24 protein-coding genes are annotated in these 26,835 nt (G+C 39.8%); 3 read left to right on the forward strand and 21 right to left on the reverse strand.

From position 1 onward, the window contains the following. Positions 1–10 precede the first annotated feature (10 nt). Complete coding sequence (locus CDG56_RS06315; RefSeq protein ID WP_087547292.1) at positions 11–1,267, reverse strand: D-amino acid dehydrogenase; 1,257 nt, start codon at positions 1,265–1,267, stop codon at positions 11–13. 136 nt (positions 1,268–1,403) lie between these two features. Here CDG56_RS06315 and CDG56_RS06320 point away from each other — a divergent pair, with 136 nt between their 5' ends. Then, positions 1,404–1,871, forward strand: coding sequence for an Lrp/AsnC ligand binding domain-containing protein (locus tag CDG56_RS06320; RefSeq protein ID WP_087547293.1), 468 nt, complete (start codon positions 1,404–1,406; stop codon positions 1,869–1,871). Between the two features lie 67 nt (positions 1,872–1,938). Here the strand turns inward: CDG56_RS06320 and CDG56_RS06325 are convergent, their stop codons facing one another. The 12 genes from CDG56_RS06325 to CDG56_RS06380 all read right to left on the reverse strand — a co-directional run bounded on the left by CDG56_RS06325 (position 1,939) and on the right by CDG56_RS06380 (position 13,907). After that, entirely contained in the window at positions 1,939–2,304 is a 366-nt protein-coding gene (locus CDG56_RS06325) for a ribonuclease E inhibitor RraB (protein ID WP_087547294.1), read from the reverse strand. A gap of 239 nt (positions 2,305–2,543) precedes the next feature. Beyond that, positions 2,544–3,209 carry an RluA family pseudouridine synthase gene (locus CDG56_RS06330; RefSeq protein WP_087547295.1) on the reverse strand — a complete coding sequence of 222 codons (666 nt, stop codon included), beginning with the start codon at positions 3,207–3,209 and terminating at the stop codon, positions 2,544–2,546. A gap of 177 nt (positions 3,210–3,386) precedes the next feature. Next, a complete protein-coding gene (locus CDG56_RS06335; RefSeq protein WP_087544482.1) occupies positions 3,387–3,839 on the reverse strand; it encodes a hypothetical protein in 453 nt (150 codons plus the stop codon). Positions 3,840–4,420: 581 nt separating this feature from the next. Beyond that, positions 4,421–5,308 carry a DMT family transporter gene (locus CDG56_RS06340; RefSeq protein WP_087547296.1) on the reverse strand — a complete coding sequence of 296 codons (888 nt, stop codon included), beginning with the start codon at positions 5,306–5,308 and terminating at the stop codon, positions 4,421–4,423. A gap of 66 nt (positions 5,309–5,374) precedes the next feature. After that, a complete protein-coding gene (locus CDG56_RS06345; RefSeq protein WP_087547297.1) occupies positions 5,375–5,953 on the reverse strand; it encodes a DUF4126 domain-containing protein in 579 nt (192 codons plus the stop codon). Positions 5,954–6,078: 125 nt separating this feature from the next. Continuing rightward, entirely contained in the window at positions 6,079–6,222 is a 144-nt protein-coding gene (locus tag CDG56_RS06350) for a zinc ribbon-containing protein (protein WP_004637424.1), read from the reverse strand. Positions 6,223–6,326: 104 nt separating this feature from the next. Beyond that, positions 6,327–7,085 (reverse strand): hypothetical protein, encoded by a 759-nt coding sequence (locus CDG56_RS06355; protein WP_087547298.1) that lies wholly within the window; start codon positions 7,083–7,085, stop codon positions 6,327–6,329. Further along, positions 7,078–8,400 carry an AAA family ATPase gene (locus CDG56_RS06360; protein ID WP_087547299.1) on the reverse strand — a complete coding sequence of 441 codons (1,323 nt, stop codon included), beginning with the start codon at positions 8,398–8,400 and terminating at the stop codon, positions 7,078–7,080. The genes CDG56_RS06355 and CDG56_RS06360 overlap by 8 nt, the downstream gene beginning before the upstream one ends. Before the next feature lie 63 nt (positions 8,401–8,463). Continuing rightward, positions 8,464–11,067 carry a Fe/S-dependent 2-methylisocitrate dehydratase AcnD gene (acnD, locus tag CDG56_RS06365; RefSeq protein ID WP_087547300.1) on the reverse strand — a complete coding sequence of 868 codons (2,604 nt, stop codon included), beginning with the start codon at positions 11,065–11,067 and terminating at the stop codon, positions 8,464–8,466. Continuing rightward, positions 11,067–12,224 carry a 2-methylcitrate synthase gene (gene prpC / locus CDG56_RS06370; protein WP_004907222.1) on the reverse strand — a complete coding sequence of 386 codons (1,158 nt, stop codon included), beginning with the start codon at positions 12,222–12,224 and terminating at the stop codon, positions 11,067–11,069. Before prpC ends, acnD begins: the two co-directional genes overlap by 1 nt. A gap of 98 nt (positions 12,225–12,322) precedes the next feature. Then, the gene (gene prpB / locus CDG56_RS06375; protein ID WP_004665301.1) at positions 12,323–13,204 is read right to left on the reverse strand and encodes a methylisocitrate lyase; all 882 of its coding nucleotides are present in this window, start codon (positions 13,202–13,204) and stop codon (positions 12,323–12,325) included. Continuing rightward, a complete protein-coding gene (locus CDG56_RS06380; protein WP_004956801.1) occupies positions 13,197–13,907 on the reverse strand; it encodes a GntR family transcriptional regulator in 711 nt (236 codons plus the stop codon). The genes prpB and CDG56_RS06380 overlap by 8 nt, the downstream gene beginning before the upstream one ends. 710 nt (positions 13,908–14,617) lie before the next feature. On the opposite strand from CDG56_RS06380, the gene CDG56_RS06385 reads away from it, so the two are divergent. Then, positions 14,618–15,823 carry an aromatic amino acid transaminase gene (locus tag CDG56_RS06385; RefSeq protein WP_087547301.1) on the forward strand — a complete coding sequence of 402 codons (1,206 nt, stop codon included), beginning with the start codon at positions 14,618–14,620 and terminating at the stop codon, positions 15,821–15,823. Between the two features lie 255 nt (positions 15,824–16,078). Then, entirely contained in the window at positions 16,079–17,449 is a 1,371-nt protein-coding gene (locus CDG56_RS06390) for a phosphomannomutase (RefSeq protein WP_087547338.1), read from the forward strand. A gap of 47 nt (positions 17,450–17,496) precedes the next feature. On the opposite strand, the gene galE is transcribed toward CDG56_RS06390, so the two are convergent. The 8 genes from galE to CDG56_RS06430 form a co-directional block, all read right to left on the reverse strand. Further along, positions 17,497–18,513 carry a UDP-glucose 4-epimerase GalE gene (gene galE / locus CDG56_RS06395; protein WP_087547302.1) on the reverse strand — a complete coding sequence of 339 codons (1,017 nt, stop codon included), beginning with the start codon at positions 18,511–18,513 and terminating at the stop codon, positions 17,497–17,499. Beyond that, a complete protein-coding gene (pgi, locus tag CDG56_RS06400; protein ID WP_087547303.1) occupies positions 18,506–20,179 on the reverse strand; it encodes a glucose-6-phosphate isomerase in 1,674 nt (557 codons plus the stop codon). Before pgi ends, galE begins: the two co-directional genes overlap by 8 nt. A 2-nt stretch (positions 20,180–20,181) precedes the next feature. Then, on the reverse strand, positions 20,182–21,441 hold the full coding sequence (locus CDG56_RS06405; protein ID WP_087547304.1) for a nucleotide sugar dehydrogenase: 1,260 nt from the start codon (positions 21,439–21,441) through the stop codon (positions 20,182–20,184). 17 nt (positions 21,442–21,458) lie between these two features. Then, entirely contained in the window at positions 21,459–22,334 is an 876-nt protein-coding gene (galU, locus tag CDG56_RS06410) for a UTP--glucose-1-phosphate uridylyltransferase GalU (RefSeq protein WP_087547305.1), read from the reverse strand. An 11-nt stretch (positions 22,335–22,345) separates the two neighbouring features. Continuing rightward, positions 22,346–24,220 carry a polysaccharide biosynthesis protein gene (locus tag CDG56_RS06415; RefSeq protein WP_087547306.1) on the reverse strand — a complete coding sequence of 625 codons (1,875 nt, stop codon included), beginning with the start codon at positions 24,218–24,220 and terminating at the stop codon, positions 22,346–22,348. A 149-nt stretch (positions 24,221–24,369) separates the two neighbouring features. Next, the gene (locus CDG56_RS06420; protein ID WP_087547307.1) at positions 24,370–25,545 is read right to left on the reverse strand and encodes a DegT/DnrJ/EryC1/StrS family aminotransferase; all 1,176 of its coding nucleotides are present in this window, start codon (positions 25,543–25,545) and stop codon (positions 24,370–24,372) included. A gap of 30 nt (positions 25,546–25,575) precedes the next feature. Continuing rightward, a complete protein-coding gene (locus tag CDG56_RS06425; RefSeq protein WP_087547308.1) occupies positions 25,576–26,226 on the reverse strand; it encodes an acetyltransferase in 651 nt (216 codons plus the stop codon). Beyond that, a complete protein-coding gene (locus CDG56_RS06430) occupies positions 26,223–26,834 on the reverse strand; it encodes a sugar transferase (protein WP_087547309.1) in 612 nt (203 codons plus the stop codon). The genes CDG56_RS06425 and CDG56_RS06430 overlap by 4 nt, the downstream gene beginning before the upstream one ends. Position 26,835 lies beyond the last annotated feature (1 nt).

A 26,835-nucleotide genomic window follows, 5' to 3' on the forward strand; every position in this document is an offset into this window, starting at 1 on the left:
TACGCTGTAATTATGCTGCGTGTGAATAGCGCTGAATGGACAAACCATCCGTACTAATATCTGTGCGATGATTCATCACCAGATCACTAATTAATTTTCCTGAACCACATGCCATCGTCCAACCTAAAGTGCCATGTCCAGTATTCAAGAATAAATTCTTATACTGAGTCGCACCGATAATCGGGGTACTATCAGGTGTCATTGGACGTAAGCCCGTCCAGAACGAAGCTTGCTGTAAATCACCACCCGGGAATAAGTCTTGAGTCACCATTTCCAAAGTTGCACGGCGGTCTTCATTCAAGCCCAAGTTAAAGCCAGTTAATTCCGCCATACCACCAACACGAATACGTTGATCAAAACGTGTAATCGCAACTTTGTAAGTTTCATCTAAAACGGTGGATTGTGGAGCAAGTGCAGGATCAACAATTGGAATTGTTAATGAATAGCCCTTCACTGGATATACAGGCAAATTGAGCGCCAATGGTTTGAGGAAGTCACGAGAATAACTACCAAAAGCTAAAACAAAACGGTCGGCTGTTAAAACTGCTCCATTGACCATGAGGCCTTTGATTTCATCACCTTCAACAATTAAGTTTTCAACATTCTGATCAAACTTAAACTCTACACCCAAATCTTGTGCCAGTTTTGCCAAGGCATTAGTGAATAAATAACAATCACCTGTCTCATCATTGGGCAAATGTAAACCACCCACTAACTTATCGGTATGCGCTAAAGCAGGTTCTACGCGTGCTAACTCTTGTGCATTAAGTAAATCGAAATCCACACCACATTCTTTGAGCACTTGAATATCACGTTGCACCGCCTCTAGCTGAGCGTCATTACGGAATACTTGCAACGTACCTCTAGAACGATTTTCGTAATTAATGCCAGTTTTTGTTCTTAGATCACGCAGACAGTCACGGCTATATTCCGCAACACGCATCATGCGCTCTTTGTTCACTGCATAGCTTTGTGGATTACAGTTTTTCAGCATTTGAGCCATCCACTGTAACTGCCACATACTGCCGTCAATATTAATGGCTAGTGGTGCATGATGTTGAAACATCCATTTAACTGCTTTAAAAGGAATTCCTGGTGCTGCCCACGGTGTCGAATATCCTGGGGAAATTTGCCCTGCATTACCAAAGCTAGTTTCCTTGGCAGGACCCGATTGACGATCAAGCACAGTCACTTGAGCACCTTGCTGTGCAAGGTAATAAGCACTTGCTACACCAATAACACCACTTCCTAAGACGATGACGCGCATAACAATCCCTCACGCACACTAGTTTATTTAACTAGTATATTTTTGCATCAATAGTTTTTTTCACTATTTTTAGGCTTATAATCTAGGTAATTTCATGTTTTCGTCGTGAAAAAATTAAAATAAAAGGGAATAATCTATGCGTAAATTAGACCGTATTGATCGCCTGATTTTAGATATTCTGCAACGTGAAGGTCGGATTGCGATTAGTGAGTTGGCTTTACGTGTCAATTTGTCCACCACCCCGTGTTCAGAACGTGTTAAACGCTTAGAGCGTGAAGGGATCATCATGGGCTATTACGCACGGCTCAATCCTACCCATGTTGACCGCAGTCTTTTGGTCTTTTTAGAAATTAAACTTTCAGCCAAATCTGGTGATGTTTTTGATCAAGTTGCACGTGACCTTGTTGATATTCCCGAAGTTTTGGAATGTCATTTGATCTCAGGAGAGTTTGATTATTTAGTGAAAGCAAGATTAAAAGAAATGAGTGCCTATCGACGTTTATTAGGTGATTTACTTAAAAAGCTACCTGCTTCGGCATCTTCACATAGCTATGTCGTGATGGAAGAAGTCAAAGAAAGTCTTTATTTGGATGTGAGTAAATAAGATTAAATTGCATCCTACCAACGATTAAAAATGTTTCAGCCTGCAGATGCAGGCTGAATAGGTATAATTACTCATCTTCGTCGTAGATATAGCTCATACAACCCCAACCGTCATATTCACCATCAAACTCTTGTGCAATACGTGTCATCCACTCTTCTAAGTCTGCAATATCATTGTATTCAAGCATCATATTAATATGGATATTCAACACCCACATATCTGAGCCATCTGAGTGTAACTCTTCTTGATAAAGTGAGATCTTTTGTTCTTGGTGCAACAGATGGAGTGCACATTTTTCAACTTGCTCTTGTTTTTCAAACACAATCGAAAATTCAACTTCATGTGGCTCAGTGAGATCATTGCCATCTTCAACCATCTGCCACAAGACATTACCATTATCATTGTCTGGAAATTGTTCATAGTCGCGTGTCATATCAATATCCTTTGTTATGTTTTAATTTCATGATTGGCTATAGATTAACCTATTTTTATGTCAGTTTTTAGACGCAACAATTATATGATCATCAAAAAAGGATAGAAATTTTTAACTACTCGCATCCATCTCATCCAACAAAGGCTCAAAACATTATATGATTTTATAATCTATTATAGATCTTCAAATTTGACTAGCCATACTATGCTTTTCTTTGAGAATGCTCTTTTGAGCATACTTTAAAAAGGAACTACCGACTCAAGCTCGATCGCAGATTGTGTTAATGGATGTTGGAAAGCAAGATAGGTGGCATGCAATGCCATACGTTTAAAATGGAATTTGGCAGGTTCAGGATGATAAAGTTTATCACCCATAATGGGATGTCCAATATGCATCATATGTACACGAAGCTGATGTGAGCGTCCTGTCACTGGTTCTAAACGCACTCTACTTTGATCCGTTGTCACGTCATACTCAATCGATTGGAATAGCGTTTTGGCAGGCTTTCCCAATTCAAAATGCACCATCTGACGAGGACGATTTTCCCAATCGGTAATCAAGGGCACTTCCACACTGCCGTCTTGCTGAATCTGTCCTTGCACAAGTGCCACATAATATTTTTTAACCGTTCGTGCTTGGAACATTTTGCTAATCGCAACTTCAGCATCTCTATGCTTCGCGAACATCAACAATCCTGATGTTGCCATATCTAAACGATGTGTCACTTTAGCAGAAGGATATTGTGCTAAAACGCGCAAATACGCACTATCTTGATGTTCAGGCAAACGCCCCATGACCGACAATAGCCCTGCTGGCTTATTAATCACCACTAAATCTTCATCCTCATAGATCATCTCAAGTGGATCTTGCGGCGGTAAATAAATAAAGTTGTCATTTAGGGGCATGAGCAGTAAAGGTTCTAAATAAAGCGGGGCAATTATAGCGAGTTCTCAGCCAAAAACGAATTTTGAGATGAAATCCTGAACAGAGAACTCGTTCTATTGAAATGCGATTGAAGATGTCTAGAGTTAATGTCGTTGCCTGTTTTGATTATTATTGTTACGACATTAACTCGTATATTTTTATGATGCTGTTTTTATCGCTTTATTTAAACTGTCTTTATAAAGCTGCTCTAAAGTTGCAATGTCTCGATTTAAAAAAGTAATCAAATATTCTTTGGCACGACTCAACGTTAAGTAATTAAAAGAAATCGTGTCTTTGCTCTTACGTGTCACCAATCCGAATAAATCTTTTTTAGGAATAAACACAGGAATATCGCTTTCTAATTTAAATTCAAGCTGCTGTGTTTGTGAAAAGGCATCTATTGTGATGCGTAAGGTTTGTTCAGTGTAATCATCTCGTACAATAAAGCTGGTACTTACACCATCTAGCTGTAACTGACGAACCAATTGCTGACGCCATCCCATCTCATCGAAACGAGTAACGATCGTTTCTAAATCAAAAGCACCCAAATGATCAGCTTCATTTCGATTAGTTTGATGCGGATAACGTATTTTAAGATCGAATTCTTTCATTATTTTTATGACCTCTTCCAATATGATCAATTTTCTAGTTTGAATTATATCATTTTGTTTTTTATTATAAAAACAGGATTTTATATTCAAAAAAATAAATATTATAAGACCTATTTCACACTTATATTTAAATTCATTGATCGGGTTTTTATTATTTATATCTGATTGGTCATATTCTGTTTATATTAAATTTTTTAGGGTATCAAGGGAAAACATGTTGTTTACTTCAACACCTATGACTTTGTAAGCCATAACCTTTGCCTATAGACTTTTGATCTATAGCGTCCTAAGCCGAATCGAGACCTTTTGGGTTTGTACACACTTGCTTTATAAGCATCGGTGCATGCTACTCTTTTCGATCCCCTTACGGAACTTTAATCGTTCCTCAACCCTTGAGACATAGTTTAGGCAGATCAGTGCGGGATTGTTTTCCTAAAAACTGGTATTTTTCGCCACTAATGAAATAATTTTGCATATCTCATCCAAAAATAAGAATTATTTTCCATTTCAATAAAAAATAGCTGATTTAAATTTCAATATATTCCAATCTAGATGTGTATTTTTTCATTTAAAACCTAAATTTATGCCCAGATCACCATAATGGCCGCCACAATTACCAGCCATAAACCTAAATGATCCGTCTTTGCCAACTTTTCTTTAAAGAAAAATACTGAGATCAGTAGGCTAAATAGAATTTCGATCTGACCCAGTGTTTTCACAATCGCCACAGTTTGCATACTCATGGCACTGAACCATCCCAAAGATGCTAAAAAACTGCAAATACTTACACGAAAGGTCAGACCAAGACGTTGCCACATGTTATACAACGTACTGCGACTAAAGATTCCCAAATACAGCAATAATGCAATGCACTGAAAACTAATCAAACTGCATAACACCCATCCTGCACGATGCAAAAATGGCAACATGCTCAGCTCTAAACTAGCTTCACGTACCAGAAGTGAAGTAATGGCAAAACATAAACCACTGCCTAAACCAATGATTAAAGTATTGAAGGAAAGTTGCGTACTATGTCGACCTTTACTCAATAAAAAAACTGCGATTGCCCCAATCAATACACCAACCCAGCCCAAAGTGGTCAACCGCTCCTGTAGAAAAACCACTGCAATCAAGGCTGCCAAAATCGCTTCGCTTTTAGCCAACCCGATACCAATCGCATAGTTCTTTTGTTGAAATAGTTTCACCATCAACGCTGTCGCAAAAATTTGGCTGATTCCTGCAATCACTATATAAAGCCAAAATGTATTGGAAAAATGGGCTTGAACAGTGACAGGTTGATGCAGATAAAGGAATGCTAAATAACTAAACGCAAAAATCGGAGAAAAAATAAATCGGGCCAATGTCGTACCATAAGCATCGACTGTGGTACTGAGCTGTTTTTGAAATGCGTTGCGCCACGCCTGCATAAACGCAGCCATGATCGTGAATAGAATCCAAGTAAATGCCATAAACGCCAACGCACCATCAAAATGTGTGTGTAATTTACTCGCTTCCTTATGATTTTTCGAGTGTTATTAACACGCTGACGGATTGATCTGATTTTTTCTCTTTTTATGTATCCAACGTGCAACCACAATCACCAGAATAATCACAAATACCGTAATCACGACAGGCATCACAAATGCCAAGATCGACAAGACAATTGAGCCAATCAACTCCCCCGTTGCCACTACAAAATTCCCCAGTCCACCAGTGGTTGCAGTTGAAACGCCACGTGCAGCTACCGTGCTCATTTGCACCACACCTGCTGTTCCGCCACCCACGATCAGCGCGGCTGCCCACGTCGCAAATTGTGACATTTCTCCACTACTGACCGCCATCGTACTAAGTGTGCCTGCCACTACAGCAGCAGGCGTGGCAATGGTATCCAAGAGATTATCGACCCACGGCACATAATAAGCTGCGATTTCACAGATGGTTGCAAATCCAAGTGCAGCGCATACGGCAGGGATCGCTAACCATTCAAAACCTTTTGCAGGTTCATACCAGCCCATCAGGGTTGCAATGCTCATCACCAATAAAGGAACAAAGACACGAAAACCACAGGCTGCGCTTAATCCTACGCCGATACAAAGTCCTAAAATTGTTTCCATCTGGGTTTTCCTTATTTTTGTCAGATATCGCTATCTTGTTATTTCATATTTTACAGTAACAAAAAAGCCCTATCGAGTGACAGGGCTTTCATCAAAACAGTGGGTAACTGTTTGGTGTTTGCGGCTTAGGCATTCTTACTGTTGAATTGATTGCCAAGGCATTTGGTACACGGAGGTAAACGATCAGTACCAATTTCTAAATAGGTGCGATGTCCGCATTGAACACAAAAATAGAAGCCAGTTCCAGGTTTTTCGCCAGCAGTAACCATCTTTGTTCTCCATAGATTTTAGAAATGGTTTATATACTATAGCGTGATAATACTGATTGTTTATTGACCTTTCTGACAAATGGTGATGGCAGTTAAGCAAAATATTATTTCCGCTCTAATAGCTTTCCATTTGGCGTAATATTCAAATAATCACCTCGAGAACTTTCTTTACTATTAAGTTGGACATCCCAATGATCTTTATGTTCTAAATCCCATTTCCAAACCTTACCATCATCATCTATAAATCCATATGGCTCTTTATGATTCTTTATGGGACTTAATGAATCCCTCCAATTACTAGGTGGAACGAATTTGTATTCCCCATCAACAGGCAATAGGCAATTATTTGGATAAACTCTTAGCCAAGGATGAAGAAGTATTCTAAAATTCTTTGAATCTTGATCTAAAATCAAAAAACTTTTGTAGTCATCTGTATATCCACATGAATCACTACAAAATAAACCTTCCTCACTAAGTTGATTTGCAATATTTTTTCCTGCAAATATTTCTAGAAAACTCTCAAAGATTTTCTTGATCTCATCATTAACATCTTGACATCCCTCTTCGGAAGTTAAAAGGAAACTATCCTCATGTGAAATTAATACAGCATTATAAATATAAGGTAATATTTGAGCTTCCCAATCTTTTATAAATCCATACCAATTTTTATCACTTTTCCTATCCCATGGGAAATTCTCCAATATTTTAGAAGATAATTTCTTAGATATTACAAGCTTTACATTATATTCTTTTAGTTTTTCCAAAAACAAAGTTAAATGACGCAAAATATTATTTTCAATATCTTTTGGATTATCATATTTATAATTAATAAGATAATGAGGACATAAAGTTACCTTAATCATCTGACCGTCCAACTCGCGCTAATAATATCTCACGTGCAAGATTTTCAGATTCATCTAGAAAACCATTTGGCCATTCTGGAAACATCCCATTTTCATCTATTTCAAACTGTTTGATTTGAGTTCCTTCATCATCTTGATCAATAAACACTATATTAATTAAATTTTTCAATTCAGGATTTTGTATTACCCTTAATCGTAGTTTATTAATTAATTCCTGACTATGAGTCTCAATAATAAATCTTTTTCTATCTTTAATAAAAGTCAAAAATAGATCAGCTAATTTACCAGCACTTGATGGATGCAAATGAATTTCAGGCTGTTCAATTAAAATCAAATTATCATCATTATTAATCAAACCTAATAAGATAACTGGTAAAATTTGAGAATATCCAAATCCTACATCAGCCAAGGATACAGCTTTTTTTGAATTCTTTAATTTAAGATCAATCTGATATACCATATCATTAATCTGCTCCGAGGATAATTTTTGAGCCAGCCCAAGTATTTCTATAGATTTATGTACTGCATCTATTAACTTAATTCTTTTTTTATCAAAATATATTAATTCAGATTTTTTAGCCCATAATACATGTGCACAATTAGCTCCATTTTCCGTTATCTCTGATGCATTTTTTGCATAGTGAATATACACACGTTCTGGGCTAGCTCTTAAAGGACTTAAATATTTTATTTTGTGTATATCACGTTCGAACTCATCCACCATAAGATTTTCATATGCAAAACTTATTGGAAACATAAATTTTTTCTTTTTATTATTTGATTCTAAAATTATGACCTTGGGAATAAAATTTTGAAATCCAATTTCAAATTTATTTATTCCTTTAAATTTACTCTCATTACTATCTTTTAAATCTTTTATTAATGAACTTAAACTCTTAGAAAAAAAATCTTCATTGAGTTCCATCAAATTAACTTCTTTATCACCACTTTTATGAATAAAAGTGCTTAAATAAGGCTTATATGAACCATATTCCTTTTTATTCCTAAACTCTAAAAAAAATTCAGCTGAATCCTTAAGTTTTGTTACATTAATTTTGTATTGGATATTTGCTAATTCATCCTTGGGTAAACCATAGCTAATTTCTGTTAAATTACTAAATTTTAGATATTTACCCTCTACATTTAAATCAGCATTTCCATCATCATCCAAAGTTTGTTTAAGTAACAGCAAACTTTGAATGATGGAGGATTTTCCACAACTATTTCTACCCAATAAAATAGTTAATGGTTTAATTTCTAATTTATCCAATTTTTGAAATGATTTAAAATTTTCTAAAGATAAACTTGTAATCATATAATTTATATCATAAAAAACCCTCCGTTAGATTAGAGGGTTTTTTTTAATTTTACAATATACTCAAGTATTCCCTTCTAAAAAGTCTTGTGCAAAACGTTGTAATACCCCACCCGCTTCATATACAGACACTTCTTCTTCTGTATCTAGACGGCAAGTCACAGGTACTTCAAGAATTTCTTCTTTACCATCTGCTGTGGCACGTTCAATCACTAAAGTTAAAGTCGAACGCGGTGAGATATTACCAATCACGCTATAAAGCTCAGTACCATCTAACTTCAACGTTTTACGGTTCACACCCGGTTTAAACTCAAGCGGTAACACGCCCATACCGACAAGGTTAGTACGGTGAATACGCTCAAAACCTTCAGCCACAATCGCTTCAACACCTGCAAGACGAACACCTTTCGCTGCCCAGTCACGGCTTGAACCCTGACCATAATCCGCACCTGCAATGATGATCAACGGTTGCTTACGGTTCATGTAAGTTTCAATCGCTTCCCACATACGCATCACTTCGCCTTCAGGCTCTACACGCGCTTTTGAACCTTGTTTAATCGTGCCGTCAGAACGAACCACCATCTCATTAAACAATTTCGGGTTGGCAAATGTTGCACGTTGGGCTGTCAAATGGTCACCACGATGTGTCGCATATGAGTTGAAGTCTTCTTCAGGTACGCCCATTTTGTGTAGGTATTCACCCGCAGCCGAATCCATCATGATCGCATTTGAAGGCGATAAATGGTCAGTCGTGATGTTATCACCCAAAATTGCAAGCGGACGCATGTTGGTCAAAGTACGTGGTGCAGCCAACGCCCCTTCCCAATACGGCGGACGACGGATGTAAGTACTCATAGGACGCCAGTCGTAAAGTGGGCTTTCTGCTTGCTCAACTTCACCGAGGTCAAACATTGGAATGTAGACTTTACGGAATTGTTCAGGCTTCACAGCTTCTTTTACCAGTGCATCGATTTCAGCATCAGATGGCCAGATATCTTTCAGGTAAATTGGATTACCGTCTTTGTCTGTACCCAATGAGTCTTTTTCGATGTCAAAACGAATTGTCCCTGCAATCGCATACGCTACCACAAGTGGAGGCGATGCCAAGAACGCTTGTTTTGCATAAGGATGGATACGACCATCGAAGTTACGGTTACCCGAAAGTACCGCTGTCGCATACAAATCACGGTCAATGATTTCTTGTTGAATCACTGGATCAAGCGCACCTGACATACCGTTACATGTAGTACATGCATACGCCACGATACCAAAACCAAGTTTCTCTAGGTCTTTCAGTACGCCAGCTTCTTCAAGATAAAGTGCAGCCGCTTTAGAACCTGGTGCAAATGAAGATTTCACCCAAGGTTTACGCACTAAACCAAGTTCATTGGCTTTACGTGCCAATAAACCTGCTGCCACCGTGTTACGTGGGTTTGAGGTATTGGTACAAGAGGTAATCGCAGCAATGATGATCGCGCCATCAGGCATTAAACCATCCGTACGGTTTTCAACAACGCCAGCAATACCTTTTTCTTTCAAATCAGCAGTAGATACACGTGCATGTGGGTTTGATGGACCTGCAATGTTACGAGTGACTGTTGAAAGATCGAAACGAAGTACACGTGGGTACTGCGCTTTGGTCATATCCGATGCCCAAAGACCGATTTCTTTTGCGTATTGCTCAACCAATGCCACTTGTGCATCTTCACGACCTGTCAGGCGTAAATAATCAATCGTGTTTTGGTCGATATAGAACATTGCCGCAGTTGCGCCATATTCTGGGGTCATATTCGAGATGGTGGCACGGTCGCCCACTGACATGCTGTCAGCACCTTCACCAAAGAACTCTAAATAAGCACCGACTACACGCTCTTTACGCAAGAACTCAGTTAAAGCGAGTACGATATCCGTTGCAGTAATGCCTGCTTGACGCTGACCGACAAACTCAACACCGATAATGTCTGGAAGACGCATCCAAGATGCACGACCCAACATCACGTTTTCAGCTTCTAAACCACCCACACCCACTGAGATCACACCAAGTGCATCGGTATGTGGGGTATGTGAATCTGTACCAACACAGGTATCAGGGAACGCTAAGCCATCCCGGTTTTGGATCACTGGAGACATTTTCTCCAAGTTGATCTGGTGCATGATGCCGTTACCCGCAGGGATCACGTCGACATTTTTAAATGCAGTTTTGGTCCACTCGATAAAGTGGAAACGGTCTTCGTTACGACGATCTTCTACTGCACGGTTTTTTTCAAACGCGTCAGGATCAAAGCCACCAAATTCCACCGCCAAAGAGTGATCCACGATCAACTGCGTTGGAACCACTGGATTGACTTTAGATGGGTCACCACCTTTTTCAGCAATCGCATCACGCAAGCCAGCAAGGTCAACGAGTGCCGTTTGACCTAAGATGTCATGACATACTACACGTGCAGGATACCAAGGAAAATCCATGTCCTGACGGCGTTCAATCAATTGCTTTAAATAATCAGTTAAGTTTTCTACATCAGCTTTACGTACAAGCTGCTCTGCCAACACTTTAGATGTGTATGGCAAAGTTTCATATGCGCCTGGCTGAATATCTTCAACGGCTTGACGCACGTCATAGTATTCGAGCTGGGTACCTGCCAGCGGTTTACAGTATTGATTTGTCATTAACCACGCTCCGCCAATGGTTTGAATTCTAAGTTTTCAGGGCCAGTATAGTTCGCGCTTGGGCGAATGATCTTGCCGTCTTGACGTTGTTCAATCACGTGTGCTGACCAACCAGCTGTACGTGCAATCACGAATAATGGAGTGAACATTGCTGTTGGAACACCCATCAAGTGATAGCTCACCGCGCTGAACCAGTCGAGGTTCGGGAACATGTTTTTCACTTCTTTCATCACTGCTTCTAAACGTTCAGCAATGAGGTACATTTTGGTGTTCTCTTGAGCATCAGCAAGATCACGCGCCACTTTCTTGATCACTTCGTTACGTGGATCAGAGATGGTATAAACAGGATGACCAAAACCGATGATCACTTCTTTTTTCTCTACGCGGCTACGGATGTCTGCTTCTGCTTCGTCAGCGTTGTCATAACGCTGTTGAATCACAAATGCAACTTCGTTCGCACCACCGTGTTTTGGACCACGTAGCGCACCAATACCGCCTGTAATTGCTGAATACATGTCTGAACCTGTACCTGCAACAACACGTGAAGTAAATGTCGATGCGTTGAATTCATGCTCAGCATACAGAATCAAAGACGTATGCATTGCTTGAATCCATTCTTCAGATGGCGCTTCACCATGAAGTAAATGGAGGAAATGCGCAGCGATTGAGTCATCATTCGTTTCAACTTCGATACGACGACCGTTGTTACTGAAGTGATACCAATACAATAACATTGAACCCAAGCTTGCCATCAATTTGTCAGCGATGTCTTTCGCACCTGCTTCATTGTGGTCTTCATGTTCAGGCGTTAAACAACCTAAAACTGACACACCTGTACGCATTACATCCATTGGGTGTGCAGATGGCGGTAACTGCTCAAGTGCAGTTTTCAATGCTGCTGGTAAGCCTCGAAGTGCTTTAAGTTTTGCTTTATAGGCTTTCAACTCAGCTTTGTTTGGCAGTTTGCCATGTACAAGCAAGTGTGCCACTTCTTCAAATTCGCTACCGACTGCAAGGTCAAGAATGTCGTAACCACGATAGTGCAAGTCATTACCACTACGACCTACGGTACAAAGTGCAGTGTTACCTGCAACTTGACCACTTAACGCAACTGATTTTTTTGGCTTGAAGCCTGTTGGAGTTTCATTACTGCTCATAAGATTGTCCTTTTTATATCCTTGGGGTAAAAACTGATAAAGTTCTTAATCTCCCTAAATCCCTCTTTCCAAAGAGGGATTTAGGGAGATTGTTTGACTTATTTATTCTTTGCAAAAGTTCCATCAAGATACTGTTCAAACGCGTGATAGTTAATGCGTTCATACAATTCTTGACGCGTTTGCATGGTGTCAACAACGTTCTTCTGTGTGCCTTCTTTACGCAGAGTCTCATACACATTTTCCGCTGCTTTGTTCATCGCGCGGAATGCTGAAAGTGGATATAATGCAATGCTCACATCCGCAGAAGCCAATTCTTCAGTCGTAAACAATGGTGTAGAACCAAATTCAGTAATGTTCGCTAATACTGGAACTTTGGTCAGATCAGCAAATTGCTTATACATAGCCAACTCAGTGATCGCTTCAGGGAACAACATGTCCGCACCTGCTTCAATGTATGCACCTGCACGGTCAATTGCTGCTTGTAAGCCTTCAACTGCAAGCGCATCGGTACGCGCCATGATCACAAAGTTTTCATCAGTACGTGCATCAACCGCCGCTTTGATACGATCAACCATTTCTTGTTGGGTCACGATCGCTTTGTTTGGACGGTGTCCACAACGCTTTGCACCCACTTGGTCTTCGATGTGCATTGCTGCTGCACCGAACTTGATCATCGACTTGGTGGTACGTGCAATATTAAACGCTGAAGCACCAAAACCTGTATCGACATCAACCAATAATGGTAGATCACAGACATCAGTAATACGGCGTACATCCGTCAATACATCATCAAGGTTGCTAATCCCCAAGTCAGGTAAACCTAACGAACCTGCCGCAACACCACCACCTGACAAATAAATAGCTTTATAGCCAGCACGTTTTGCTAACAATGCATGATTGGCGTTGATCGCACCCACCACTTGTAATGGTTTTTCATTTGCGACCGCGTCGCGGAATAGCTGACCAGCAGATTTAGCCATGTTGATGTTCTCCTTGGGTTTGCAGCAATGTTTGCTCAACAATTTTATAGGATGCATTGATGTGACGGTGCATTAGCATTTCAGCAAGTTCACCATCACCCTCTGCAATCGCATCTAAAATGCGGATATGTTCGTCCCAAGCTTTGCTCGGTCGATTTGGGGTGTTTGAAAACTGAATTCGGTACATACGGATGAGGTGATACAGCTCATCACATAACATTTTTTCTAAGGTTTTATTACCACTGCTTTTGATAATGCAGTAATGGAAATCGTCTTGACCTTCTTGTAGGTAATAACCCTTACCTGCTTTAAAATTTTCATCTTCAGCATGCATTCGTAACACATCACGCAATGCTAAGATTTGTTTTTTATCAATATGCTGTGCAGCCAACTTACAAGCTAAGCCTTCAAGTGAAGCACGAATTTGGTAAAGTTCTTTAAATTGTTGTAGAGAAAGAGAAACAACTCGCGCGCCAACATGGGCGGTACGCTCAACCAATCGCTGGCCTTCTAGACGATGAATCGCCTCACGCAATGGACCACGACTGATCCCGTAAATACGTGCCAACTCGGGTTCTGAAATCTTGCTGCCCGCAGGAATTTGTCCTAATACGATTGCTGATTGAATTTGCTTAAATACATGTTCCGTCAGGGTAATACTCTGACTTGTGCTGATGGCTTGAGGAACAAGGGTATCTTGCATATTGTCGACAATCTCTACAGTTTTGATGATTTTATAACGGTATAACAGAAATAATGCAATAGGATTGTCGACAATAAAATAGACCTATGCAGTCAGTCAGATAATCTATCCATTCTGATTAGAATCATTCAAAACCGTCATAAAAATCATAATAATTATAAATAAAACAAATACTTATGATTTTTACACAATTAGTCTATGCTCAATTTTGTATATCTTTGGACTCATTGATATTGCTTATGCTACGACTATGGTATGACAGCTTGATTGTAGACAATCTTTATAATCGAGCACTTTGCTACAAATTTTTGTAAGTAAATAATAGGGTCTGTTGATATTTCAGCCATGCATTGCGTTATCGGCTAAAACAACATAAACAAGGCATGAAACGCAGGCAATGGCCTTCCCTTGTCAAGTTTCATAACGCAGTTTAGGGAGGTTTTAGCCATAACCCTGCGGGACAGGAACATTTTTTGCCGTTACTATGTTATGTTTCGCTCATTTAGAATAACTAAATTTCGCTAAACATGCCTTGTACCGTCTAAAAAATGCCCTCTGTCGCAAGCATCTGTGAAATGTCAACAGACCCTACACTAGAAATGTAAATAACAGCGTGCTTCATCATCGCTTTATTGGTACATTATTGGGCATCTGGAGCAGTGCTCCTCAAGACACATCCATGCACCTTGTTGAATAAAAGGACATTGTTAATGTTTCAACATATCCCACCTTATGCAGGCGATCCAATTCTCTCTTTAATGGAACAGTTTAATGCTGATCCACGCGCTGAAAAGGTTAATCTAAGTATTGGTTTGTACTATAACGAAGACAGTATCGTTCCTCAGCTTGATACCATTATCGAAGCGCAAAAACGTATTGCACCTAAAAATGATAAAACCAAACTTTATCTTCCAATGGAAGGCTTTAAGCCTTACCGTGACGCAATTCAAGCTCTATTGTTTGGCGCAAACAGCCCTGCTATTCAACAAGGTCGTGTTGCAACGATTCAAACATTGGGTGGTTCAGGTGCATTAAAAGTTGGTGCAGATTTCTTAAAAACTTATTTCCCAAATTCAGAAGTTTGGGTGAGCCAACCAACGTGGGATAACCATGTTGCGATTTTCAACGGTGCTGGCATCAAGAGCAACTACTATCCATATTTCGATGCTGAAACACGTGGCGTTGATTTTGATGGTATGTTGTCGACATTAAAAACTTTGCCAGAGCAAAGCATCGTGTTGTTACACCCTTGCTGTCACAACCCGACAGGTGCGGATCTAAATCCAGCTCAGTGGGATCAAGTGATTGCGGTATTAAAAGAGCGTAACTTGATTCCATTCCTCGACATCGCTTACCAAGGCTTTGGCGATAGCATGGAACAAGATGCTTATGCGATTCGTGCTTTAGACCAAGCTGGTTTAAACTTCATCGTCAGCAACTCGTTCTCTAAAATCTTCTCACTTTATGGTGAGCGTGTTGGTGGTTTAACTTTCGTGTGTGATGATGCTGAAGCAGCAAAATGCACATTCGGTCAGTTAAAAGCAACGGTACGTCGTATCTACTCTAGCCCACCAACAACTGGTGCATGGTTGGTTGATCAAGTGTTAAATGACACTGATCTGAATCAACAATGGCAAGGCGAAGTCAAAGAGATGCGTGAGCGTATTATCAAAATGCGTAGCATCTTAAAAGATGAACTGACTAAAGCACTCCCTGACCGTGACTTTAGCTACCTTGTAAACCAAAAAGGGATGTTCAGTTATACAGGTTTGACAGGCGAGCAAGTCGACACCTTACGTGAAGAATATGCAATTTACCTTGTACGTAGTGGTCGTATCTGTGTTGCTGGTTTAAATATGAATAATATTTATAAAGTTGCCACAGCAATGGCTGAAGTGCTAGCAAAATCAGCTTAACATCCCCTTGCGGAGCTATATTCGTTCCTCATCTCCCTTTTAAAAGGGAGACTTTATGGATCAAAAATGGTTGTTTCACGTGAAACAACCATTTTTATTTTTACAAAACCAGCGTCATTAAAACTAAAATTTATCCGACAACTAGAGCCAAGAATAAATGTGCTAAATGATTAAATCTGTATCATTCAATGTTCAATCTAGCTCAGTCTTTGTATACTGCAACACATGAATAAACAACAAACAGCACCTTTAAATATGACTCAACTGACCTGCTTTAAAGCCTACGATATTCGCGGAAAACTAGGCACTGAACTCAATGAAGAAATCGCCTACAAAATTGGTCGTGCCTATGGACAGATCTATCAACCTAAAAAAGTGGTGATTGGTTGTGACATCCGCCTGAGTAGTGAAGGCTTAAAGCAAGCAACCATTCGTGGTCTTAATGATGCAGGTGTCAATGTTCTAGATTTAGGCATGACGGGTACCGAAGAAGTTTATTTCGGCGCTTTCCATCTTGATGTACAAGGTGGCATTGAAGTTACGGCGAGCCATAATCCAATGGATTATAACGGCATGAAATTGGTACGTGAAAATGCACGTCCAATAAGTGCTGATACGGGATTAAAAGACATCCAAGCACTCGCTGAATCAGGTACTTTTACAGAAGTTGAGCAAAAAGGTACAACTAAAAACTATAATATTTTGCCAGAGTTTGTTGATCACCTATTAACCTACATCGATCCTCAGAAAATTAAACCACTCAAACTGGTGGTAAATGCAGGTAATGGTGCAGCAGGCCATGTCATTGATGCGATTGAACAGAAATTCCAGCAACTGAATATTCCAGTTGAATTTATTAAAATTCATCATGAAGCCGATGGAACTTTCCCTAATGGAATTCCGAATCCGATCTTAATTGAAAACCGAGACAGTACCCGTGATGCTGTGCTTGCGCACAATGCAGATATGGGCATTGCATGGGATGGTGACTTTGACCGTTGCTTCCTATTCGATGAGAAAGGTCAATTCATCGAAGGCTACTACATTGTTGGCTTATTGGCACAAGCATTCTTAATCAAACAATCTGGCGAAAAAATTGTGCATGATCCACGCCTAGTTTGGAATACCTTTGATATCGTAGAGCAATACCAAGGTATCGCAGTTCAATCAAAATCTGGACATGCTTTTATTAAAGATGTGATGCGTGAACATAATGCTGTTTACGGTGGGGAAATGAGTGCACATCATTATTTCCGTGACTTTGCTTATTGTGATAGCGGTATGATTCCTTGGTTACTCACCATTGCTCTACTCTCAGAAACAGAACAATCACTCTCGACACTCGTTGAAAATATGATTGCCAAATTCCCTTGTAGCGGCGAAATCAATTTTAAAGTAGCAGACACGCAAGCAACGGTTCAAAAGATTTTTGATCATTATGCCGACCAGAATCCACAGGTTGATCGTACCGATGGTGTCAGCCTTGATTTTGGTGCATGGCGTTTGAATGTCCGCGCATCGAATACCGAGCCTTTACTGCGTTTAAATATTGAAAGTCGTGCTGATCAAAACCCACAGTCAATGCAAAGCTATGTGGATGAGTTGACACATTTAATTCAGGGCTAATCAAAGAACAGGGAGCAATCGCTCCCTGTTCTTACTTGAAATACGAGTTATTTATACCCATTCGGATTTTGCTTCTGCCAATTCCAGCTATCCGCCAGCATATCTTGCAATGTATATTGCGGCTTCCAACCTAACTCTGCTATAGCACGGGTATTGTCTGCAAATGAAATGGCCACATCACCTGCACGGCGTGGTGCAAATTCAAACGCAACAGGCACACCATTAATTTGCTCAAAGGTGTTTTTGACTTGTAATACAGATGAGCCATTGCCCGTGCCGATGTTCCAAGCACGGCAGTCTTGTGTAGATAAGCGATTATTTAAGGCACATAAATGGGCTTTGGCTAAATCGACTACATGTATATAATCACGAACCCCTGTACCATCGATGGTGTCATAGTCATTGCCATAGATAGATAACTTGTCACGGCGACCTACAGCCACCTGAGTCACATAAGGCATAAGGTTGTTTGGAATGCCTTGAGGGTCTTCCCCAATCTGACCACTTTTATGCGCCCCCACTGGGTTAAAATAACGCAGTAAAGCAATCGACCAGCGAGAATCTGCCTGTGCCAGTTTTTGCAGTATTTGCTCAACAATCAGTTTGGTATAACCATAATTGTTATTTGGCATTCCTGTTGGCATATCTTCATTCAAAGGCGAAAGATTGGCTTCGTCATAAACCGTTGCAGATGAACTGAATACCAAGCTAAATACACCTGCGCGCTCCATCGCCTTGACCAACTGAACACTGCCCGTAATATTATTGTCAAAATAAGCCAATGGAATCTGCTGGCTTTCACCAACCGCTTTCAGACCAGCAAAATGAATGACTGCATCAATCTGATGGTCTTGGAAAACTGAATCTAACTCAGCCTGATTGCGAATATCACCCTGCACAAACACCAAATTTTTATTTGCTAATGCTTGTACTCGACACAAAGACTCTTCAGAGCTGTTTGAGAGGTTATCGAAGACAATCACCTCGTGACCTGCGGTAAGCAACTCTAAACAGGTATGGGAGCCAATATAGCCCGCACCACCCGTCACTAAAACTTTAGCCATCTGTTTTTCCTAATAATATTTTCAATAAACCTTGTGTTGATGCATCAAATTTAGAGAGATCATCCTGTTCACGGTTCAAAATCGGTAATAGCTGATTGGCAATTTCTTTGCCTTTTTCAACGCCCCATTGATCAAAAGGGTTAATATTCCACAACACCGACTGCACAAAAACCTTATGTTCATACATCGCAATCAGCATCCCTAAGCTATAAGGATTCAGCTCTTTGAGTAAAATAGTGGAGCTAGGTTGATTGCCTTCATATTGTTTATAGGTTGGTAAATCTTCTAGCTCATCTGCTGCCAAGGCTTGATTTCCAAAGGCCAACAGGCGCGACTGTGCCAAACAGTTGGATAAAGCCAAATGATGCTGCTCAGCCAAGGCCTCTGCACTTTCAGCATAGGTAAACTGATTGGCATTATAGCGTTTCACAGGGGCAATAAAGTCACAGCTAACGGAATGGGTACCCTGATGTAAAAGCTGATAAAAAGCATGCTGGGCATTCGGCCCAACCTCTCCCCACACAATTGGGCAAGTGGCTGAACTGACCTTTTCTCCATTGCGTTGAATCGATTTCCCATTAGATTCCATTTCAAGCTGCTGCAAATAAGCTGCAAAATATTTGAGACGACCATCATACGGTAAAACTGCATGGGTCTGGATATCCAGAAAATTGTTATTCCACGCGCCTAAAAGCCCCATCAAAACAGGAATATTCTGCTGAAATGGTGCGGATTGAAAATGCTGGTCTATCGCATAAGCGCCTGCTAACAGTTGCTTAAATCCGTCAACACCAATGGTCAGGGCAATTGGTAAACCAATACATGACCACAAGGAATAACGCCCCCCAACCCAATCCCAGAGCAACAGCTGTTTATCAGCAGCAATGCCCCACTCTGTCATCTTGTCAGGCTTAGTCGAAACCCCGATAAAATGATTTTGCAGAATCTTCTCATTTTGCCCCAATGCCTTTTCTAACCATTGACGCACGGTTTGTGCATTGGAAAGTGTATCAATCGTGCCAAATGACTTTGATGAAATAATAAATAGAGTTGTTTCAGGACGGAGTTGATGCAGTAACTCAGACAGTTGACTACCATCCATAGTCGAAACAAAATGTACATTTAAAGGTTTTGTAGTTGCGACCTTAAAGTCAGACAATGCATGCGTCACCATGAGTGGACCAAGATCAGAACCGCCCACACCAATATTGACTACATCTTGAATCACCTCACCCGTCGCACCGCGATACTGCCCAGCATGGATTTTATCCACTAAAGCATACATTCGCTCCAACTGTTGCTGTACCAGTTGATTGACTTCGGAAAAATCTGAACCCGATTGAGGTAAACGCAGAGCCCAATGCATCGCTGCACGATGTTCTGTATAGTTAATCTGCTCAGATGAAAACAGTGTTTTGATCCACCGTTTTAAATCTTGTGCCTGCGCTAAATCCACTAAGCTATTTAAAATCGTTTGATCAATACGATGCTTACTAAAGTCCAAAACAATTTGGTCATACTCAACCGAAAAACGTTTAAAGCGTGCAGAATCTGCTGCAAATAATTTATTTAGATGAACCTCTTTAAATTGCTGTTGTAAAGATATCAGGTGCTCCACGACGGAAGCCTGCTCTTTTACAGCAAAAGGCTGAATCTGCTCGATCATCTTTAACGTCCCACGCCCATATATGCAAAACCTTGTGCTTTGACATAGTCAGGATCATAAATATTGCGACCATCCAAAATTAAAGGATGCCTCATCAACTGTTCAAGCTGCTTAAATTCTGGACTCCAGTATTGTTTCCAAGCCGTAAGTACACAAAGAGCATGCACATCTTTTACCGCATCATACTGATTTTCACAAAGAATCAGATCGTCACGTTGACCATACATTAGCTTTATTTCATCTAAAGCTTGAGGATCATGAAGGTGAACCGTTACCCCTTGCGCCCAGAGTGCTGCAAGCATTTGGTGAATAGGTGATTGCTGAATACTTGAGGTATTTTCTTTAAAAGAAGCACCCCAAATTGCAACAGATTTTCCCTGTAAATCCCCATGATAATAGTTCCAAAACTTACGGAACAGGATTTCTTTTTGTTGCTCATTAATTTGCCATACTTGTGCAAGCAATTGGCTTTTCACGCCTGTATTTGCAACTGTATTAGAGAGTGTCAGAATATCATGAGAAAAATTTTCACCGCCAAAACCAGCACCAGGGGCTAAGTAAGCTGAACCAATACGGTTATCCGCTGCCATACCCTGACGTACTGAAGCAATGTCAATCCCCAACTTTTCCGCCACAACAGCAAGATCATTGATATAGCTGATCCGTGTTGCCAACATACCCGAGATACTCAGCTTGGTAAACTCAGCATCCAGAATTGGCATAAATAGATATTGCTGTGCCAAAGGGAAAAAAGGGCGAAGTAATTCTTTGACTTTGGTCTGAACATTAGCTTGGGTACATCCCACGATCAACTGCTTAGCTTGGGTCAGACTCTGTAACGCATTTCCCTCTTGGATGGTATCTGGTAAATAGACCCAGTCATCTTCAGAAAGGATTTGTTGAAAATGCTCAGTCCCATGTAAACCAAAGGTGGATGCATTGATCATCAGTTTAGGATGAATAATCGGACGCTGTTTGAGTGATGCTAACAGTTGAAAAACTTGTTGTTCTTGAGTTTGATTAAAACTAAATAAGTAGGCATCAATGTCTAAAGGAATACCATCCAGATCACGATAAATCAAAAATCCACTACTGAGTTGTTTTTCAAGTAAGCGACTGACATTTTCATCATGAAAAGAATATTGCTGACCATTTTCATTTGGGTTGAGGTGGGAACACCAATATACAAAATGTCCAGATTCAGACAATAATGCAGACATTACGCCTGCATATAATGTATTGCCAAAGATTGCAACTTTCATAACTACACGCCCTAAAACTATAGGACTAATTCTTGGATTAAGCCCTTAAACTCTGCGCCCAATTTTGGATGCTCGATACCATAGTGTAATACAGCTTTTAAATATCCAAGCTTACTACCACAATCAAAGGTTTGCCCCTTCATACGGTAGGCTTCCACAGTTTCTGATCGCTGCAATGCTGCAATCGCATCCGTGAGTTGGATTTCATTCCCTGCCCCACGGGGTGTATCTGCTAATAGACCCATAATCTGAGCGGGTAAAATATAACGTCCCACCACTGATAAATTTGAAGGAGCTGTGCCGACAGCAGGCTTTTCAACAATTCCCTGCATCGTAATACTTTCACCTTCGTTCGGTGTAACTGCAACATCCACAATACCATATTGATCGACTAGATGATCAGGCACCGCTTCTACCATGATTTGTGCTGCTTGCGACTGTTCAAAACGCTGAATCATGAGTGACAAATCATTATCACAGCTTTGATTCTTGACCAGTACATCAGGCAATAACACCGCAAAAGCTTCATCGCCCACGATATCTTTCGCACACAATACCGCATGACCTAGTCCTAGGGGTTGTGGTTGGCGTACACTGACCACACTGACATGCTTCGGTAAAATATCAGTAATTTCTTTCAGCAGGTCAAATTTCTTTTTTTGTTCTAAAGTTGTTTCAAGCTCAAAATTACGATCAAAATAGTTTTCTATTGAAGCTTTTGAGGAATGAGTGACCAAAATAATTTGTTCTATACCCGCCTCAACTGCCTCACGTACCACATACTCAATTGCGGGACGATCGACTACCGTCACCATTTCCTTTGGAATGGATTTACTTGCTGGTAAAAAACGGGTGCCTAAACCTGCGACGGGTAAAATTGCTTTTTTGATCATACAATACTCTCTTAATTAACTCGTACTTCGCCGCTACGTTTATAGCCATCAACATAATATTCTAACTGACTTAAAGCCCAATCTACATCATGATCTACTGCAGTCATTTGATTGATTCGACTGAATACAGACTGAATCTCTTGTAACGGATAATGCTTTTCAAAAGAACGTAAAATACGAGTATGCTCTGTATAACCTGTGTTATCTTGATCGATGAGAAGTTCCTCGTAAAGTTTTTCTCCCGGACGTAAACCACTATAAGCGATTTCAATATCACCATCCGTTGTATTTGCTTCTCGAACTTTTAAACCACTTAAAGCGATCATTTGTCGTGCTAAATCCTGAATTCGAACAGGTTCCCCCATATCGAGTAAGAACACATCACCACCTGAACCTAATGCCCCAGCTTGAATGACTAACTGAGAAGCTTCAGGAATCGTCATAAAATAACGTGTTACATCAGGATGAGTCACCGTAATTGGACCACCTTTTGCAATCTGCTGTCTAAATAAAGGTACAACCGAACCTGATGAACCTAATACATTTCCGAAACGTACGATACTGATCTGAGTATTTGGTTTCGTTTCAGCCACGGCTTGACAATAAAGCTCGGCCATCCGCTTCGATGCACCCATGACATTCGTCGGTCTAACTGCTTTATCCGTTGAAATCAATACAAAGGTTTCCACGCCTTTTTTTACAGCGGCATTTAAACTATTTGCGGTTCCAATTGCATTATTTTTTAATCCAGCAATTGGATTACACTCAACCAATGGAACATGTTTATAAGCGGCGGCATGATAGACTGTTTGCACATGATATTGTTCGATGATACGTTCTAATTTTTGTTGATCTTGTACAGTCCCTAAAATGGGAACAATGTCGCAACTCGCAGTTTGCCTTAACTCTTTATCAATATCATATAATGCAAACTCAGTTAATTCATATAAAACCAGCATTTTAGGTTGATTTTTTATGATTTGTCGACAAAGCTCTGAACCAATCGATCCGCCCGCACCTGTCACCATAACAATTTTATTTTGAATATTTTTAGCCAATAAATGGGCAATAGGTGGAACAGGATCTCGTCCTAAAAGGTCAATAATATCAACCTCACGGATATCTGAAACTCGAATATCACCATCAACAAGTTTAGTGAGCCCTGGCAGTTCTGTGACTTTCACAAACGCTGGTTCTAATTGTTGAATAATTTCACTTTTTCGTACACGCCCCACAGAAGGTAAAGCAAGTAAGATTTCATCTATCTTATATTTTTTAAAATTCCGCAGTGCTTTCGCAGTAGAATAAACTTTTAAGCCACCTACAATTTGATCTTGTAATGAAACTTTATCATCAATAAAGAAAACGGGTGTATGGTCATCTGAGCGATGTAAAGCTGCTGCGATTTGCTGACCAGCATCACCTGCACCATAGATTACTACCCTTTTACAACCACCATGAGTGTGTAAGGTTGCTTTCACAATAAAACGAATAAATGCTCGACTACACCATATCCATGCAAACATCATAAAGCCGAACATAAATGGAATCGACATCGGGATATATGCATGACTAAATGCATTAAATCCATACAGTATTATCATCATACTGCATACAGCAAATGCCAGTTTGATGATAAAGACTTCATCAAATGTTCGAACAATAAAATGATAAACGCCTGTCAACAATAAGCTAATAATTGAAAAAAATGTGATTAAAATTACACCGTGGTTAAGTCCAGGTACAACTTCTGCTCCTAAATCAAATAAGCGAATGACATAACACAACCATAAAATCACAGGAAATGCGAATAAGTCTAAAAATACCAATAGAGCCTGTTTTGCTAGCCTTGGTGCTGATGCAAGCTGATAAATAATCTTTTTCACAATAATCTTCTAATTATCCCACTAAGCATGCGCACTTTATACGCAATTCTTCCACAAGCTGAAATGACGATCTTGGGTTAATAATACAACGATAATGCAAAAAGCTAATTTATGATTAACTGCTTTAAACTTTATCGCCTATTCTCTCATCACTGATCTAAAACTTTCTTTAGTTTTTGAATCACATCAACGGTTTTATTAATATTATCTTCGCTCAGTGTTGGATGTACTAAAAACATAAGACTAGTTTCACCAAGCTGCTGAGCATTTTTCAAACGTTCTTTCGGTCGCCAATTCGTATTATCAAAAGCATGCTCTAAATACACTTCAGAACATGAACCACTATAACATGGTACGCCTTCTGCATTGATAAATTGCATGATCCGATCACGAGACCAACCACTTGGTAACGCATTTATATTGACTTGCACATAACATTTATATTGTGCATGTAGATAATCATCTGTTGGTCGATTTACAGTAAAATAATTAGAATGATCAAATGCTTTTAAGATTTTATCTGCATTTTCTATCCTATTTTTCGTCCAATCTGGCATATAAGTGAGTTGAATGCGACCAATAACAGCTTGCATTTCCATCATACGCCAGTTTGTTCCAAAAGAATCGTGTAACCAACGAAATCCTGGTGGATGTTGTTTATTGTAGATACTATCGTAGCTTTTGCCATGATCTTTATAAGACCACATTTTTTTCCACAGGCTCTCATCATTAGTGGTAACCATTCCACCTTCGCCACCCGTAGTCATAATTTTATCTTGGCAAAATGACCAAGCAGCAATGTGGCCAATAGAACCAGCAGGCTTACCTTTATATTTGGCGCCATGCGCTTGAGCACAATCTTCTATGACATATAAACCCTTTTCAGCTGCTAACTGCATAATTGGATCCATATCACACATCCAGCCAGCCAAATGAACACAAATGATCGCCTTCGTATTTGGTGTTAATACAGCTTCTATTGTTCGTCTTGAAATATTTTGTGAATCTAACTCAACATCAGCAAAAATTGGATTCGCTCCAGCTGTAACAATCGAACTTGCTGAAGCTAAGAAAGTACGTGAAGTTACAATCACATCATCGCCAGCACCAATTTGTAATGCTTTCAACGCAACATCAAGTGCAACAGTCCCATTTGCTAGAGCAACGGCATATTTTGTACCAGAAAACGATGCAAATTCCTTTTCAAATTCACGGCATTCTTGCCCTGTCCAATAATTTACTTTATTCGAAAGCAATATATTTTTAACTGCATCTGCTTCTTTCTCTGTAAAGCTTGGCCATGGTTCAAATGCTGTGTTTAACATACTCTCATCCCTCTATATTGCTGATAAAATCTATTTTTTCTCTAAAATTCGTGCAGGATTTCCAACGACTGTGACACCCGCTGGAACACTTTTTGTAACGACCGCCCCCATACCAATCACCGCACCTTTTCCAATAACCAAAGGCTTATCTGGTGTACCTTGCTTAATGACTGCACCAGTGCCAATATAGGCATGATCTTCAATATGAATATTTCCGTTGCATTTTACACCAGGAGCAAAAGTGACGTAATCACCAATTACACAGTCATGAGCAACGTAACTATAGATGTTAGCGTGGAAAAATTTGCCAATTTTAATATTTGATGTCAAACAAGTGAATGGGCAAAGTAGGCTTCCCTCGCCGATCTCTACTTCGTCTAAAATCACTGTATTTTCTGCTTGTATCGCTAAATGTTGAACACCATCCTCATTTAGACGCACAGCTAGTTTTTCACGAACAGTACTATTTGCTATCGCAATCGTTACAGCCTTATGTTTAGCAGTGTTATTAATAAAATCTGTATAGGCTAAAACAGAATAACCATTCAGACTTCCACCTACTTGACCATCATCAATAAAAACGAATTGTTCTTTTTTTAAATTTGGAAACTTTTGGCGAACTAATGGCATGACTTCTTTACCAAAACCACTCGCACCGTATACACCAATAAATTCTGTCACTTATCTAACTCCTTAATATTTGTTCCTGTAAATTTACTCATTGTTGCCTCGCCAGCTTCACTGATATCATCTTTAGCAATGACCTTCTTCACTGTTTGCAACATAATTTTAAAATCTAACCAAAGTGATCTGTTTTCTACATACCAAGTATCAAGTTTAAACTTTTGTTCCCAACTAATTGCATTACGTCCATTGACCTGTGCATACCCTGTCATACCTGGACGTACATCATGACGTTTGGCTTGTTCTTTATTGTATAAAGGTAGATATTCAATCAGTAACGGACGTGGACCTACAACACTCATATCTCCTTTAATTACATTCCAAAGCTCAGGCATTTCATCCAGACTGGTCGAACGTAACATTTTTCCAAAAGGTGTTAAACGCTCACTATCTGGTAATGGATTGCCCTGTTCATCCAGTGCGTCTTTCATGGTGCGAAATTTAATCATTTCAAAAGGTTTACCATGCAAACCTGGACGTACCTGACGGAAAAGAACTGGGGAGCCTAGATTTTTTTTCACTTTATAAGCTACAAAAATGTATAAAGGAGATAGAATTACCAATGCAATTGATGCAATCACAATATCAAGTAAACGTTTAAGCATA

This window comes from Acinetobacter sp. WCHA39 (assembly GCF_002165385.1).
Classification (GTDB): domain Bacteria; phylum Pseudomonadota; class Gammaproteobacteria; order Pseudomonadales; family Moraxellaceae; genus Acinetobacter.

Bases quoted from the DNA above. Each gene is read 5' to 3' on its own strand.
- CDG56_RS06345 (WP_087547297.1), bottom strand. From the start codon at position 5,953: ATGGAAACAATTTTAGGACTTTGTATCGGCGTAGGATTAAGCGCAGCC.
- prpB (WP_004665301.1), bottom strand. From the start codon at position 13,204: ATGGCTAAATCTGCTGGTCAGCTATTCCGCGACGCGGTCGCAAATGAA.
- CDG56_RS06420 (WP_087547307.1), bottom strand. From the start codon at position 25,545: ATGTTAAACACAGCATTTGAACCATGGCCAAGCTTTACAGAGAAAGAA.
- CDG56_RS06380 (WP_004956801.1), bottom strand. From the start codon at position 13,907: ATGCAAGATACCCTTGTTCCTCAAGCCATCAGCACAAGTCAGAGTATT.
- CDG56_RS06430 (WP_087547309.1), bottom strand. From the start codon at position 26,834: ATGCTTAAACGTTTACTTGATATTGTGATTGCATCAATTGCATTGGTA.
- CDG56_RS06390 (WP_087547338.1), top strand. From the start codon at position 16,079: ATGACTCAACTGACCTGCTTTAAAGCCTACGATATTCGCGGAAAACTA.
- pgi (WP_087547303.1), bottom strand. From the start codon at position 20,179: ATGATCGAGCAGATTCAGCCTTTTGCTGTAAAAGAGCAGGCTTCCGTC.
- CDG56_RS06315 (WP_087547292.1), bottom strand. From the start codon at position 1,267: ATGCGCGTCATCGTCTTAGGAAGTGGTGTTATTGGTGTAGCAAGTGCT.
- acnD (WP_087547300.1), bottom strand. From the start codon at position 11,067: ATGACAAATCAATACTGTAAACCGCTGGCAGGTACCCAGCTCGAATAC.
- CDG56_RS06405 (WP_087547304.1), bottom strand. From the start codon at position 21,441: ATGAAAGTTGCAATCTTTGGCAATACATTATATGCAGGCGTAATGTCT.
- CDG56_RS06325 (WP_087547294.1), bottom strand. From the start codon at position 2,304: ATGACACGCGACTATGAACAATTTCCAGACAATGATAATGGTAATGTC.
- galE (WP_087547302.1), bottom strand. From the start codon at position 18,513: ATGGCTAAAGTTTTAGTGACGGGTGGTGCGGGCTATATTGGCTCCCAT.
- CDG56_RS06335 (WP_087544482.1), bottom strand. From the start codon at position 3,839: ATGAAAGAATTCGATCTTAAAATACGTTATCCGCATCAAACTAATCGA.
- CDG56_RS06355 (WP_087547298.1), bottom strand. From the start codon at position 7,085: ATGATTAAGGTAACTTTATGTCCTCATTATCTTATTAATTATAAATAT.
- CDG56_RS06360 (WP_087547299.1), bottom strand. From the start codon at position 8,400: ATGATTACAAGTTTATCTTTAGAAAATTTTAAATCATTTCAAAAATTG.
- prpC (WP_004907222.1), bottom strand. From the start codon at position 12,224: ATGAGCAGTAATGAAACTCCAACAGGCTTCAAGCCAAAAAAATCAGTT.
- CDG56_RS06340 (WP_087547296.1), bottom strand. From the start codon at position 5,308: ATGGCATTTACTTGGATTCTATTCACGATCATGGCTGCGTTTATGCAG.
- CDG56_RS06385 (WP_087547301.1), top strand. From the start codon at position 14,618: ATGTTTCAACATATCCCACCTTATGCAGGCGATCCAATTCTCTCTTTA.
- CDG56_RS06350 (WP_004637424.1), bottom strand. From the start codon at position 6,222: ATGGTTACTGCTGGCGAAAAACCTGGAACTGGCTTCTATTTTTGTGTT.
- galU (WP_087547305.1), bottom strand. From the start codon at position 22,334: ATGATCAAAAAAGCAATTTTACCCGTCGCAGGTTTAGGCACCCGTTTT.
- CDG56_RS06320 (WP_087547293.1), top strand. From the start codon at position 1,404: ATGCGTAAATTAGACCGTATTGATCGCCTGATTTTAGATATTCTGCAA.
- CDG56_RS06330 (WP_087547295.1), bottom strand. From the start codon at position 3,209: ATGCCCCTAAATGACAACTTTATTTATTTACCGCCGCAAGATCCACTT.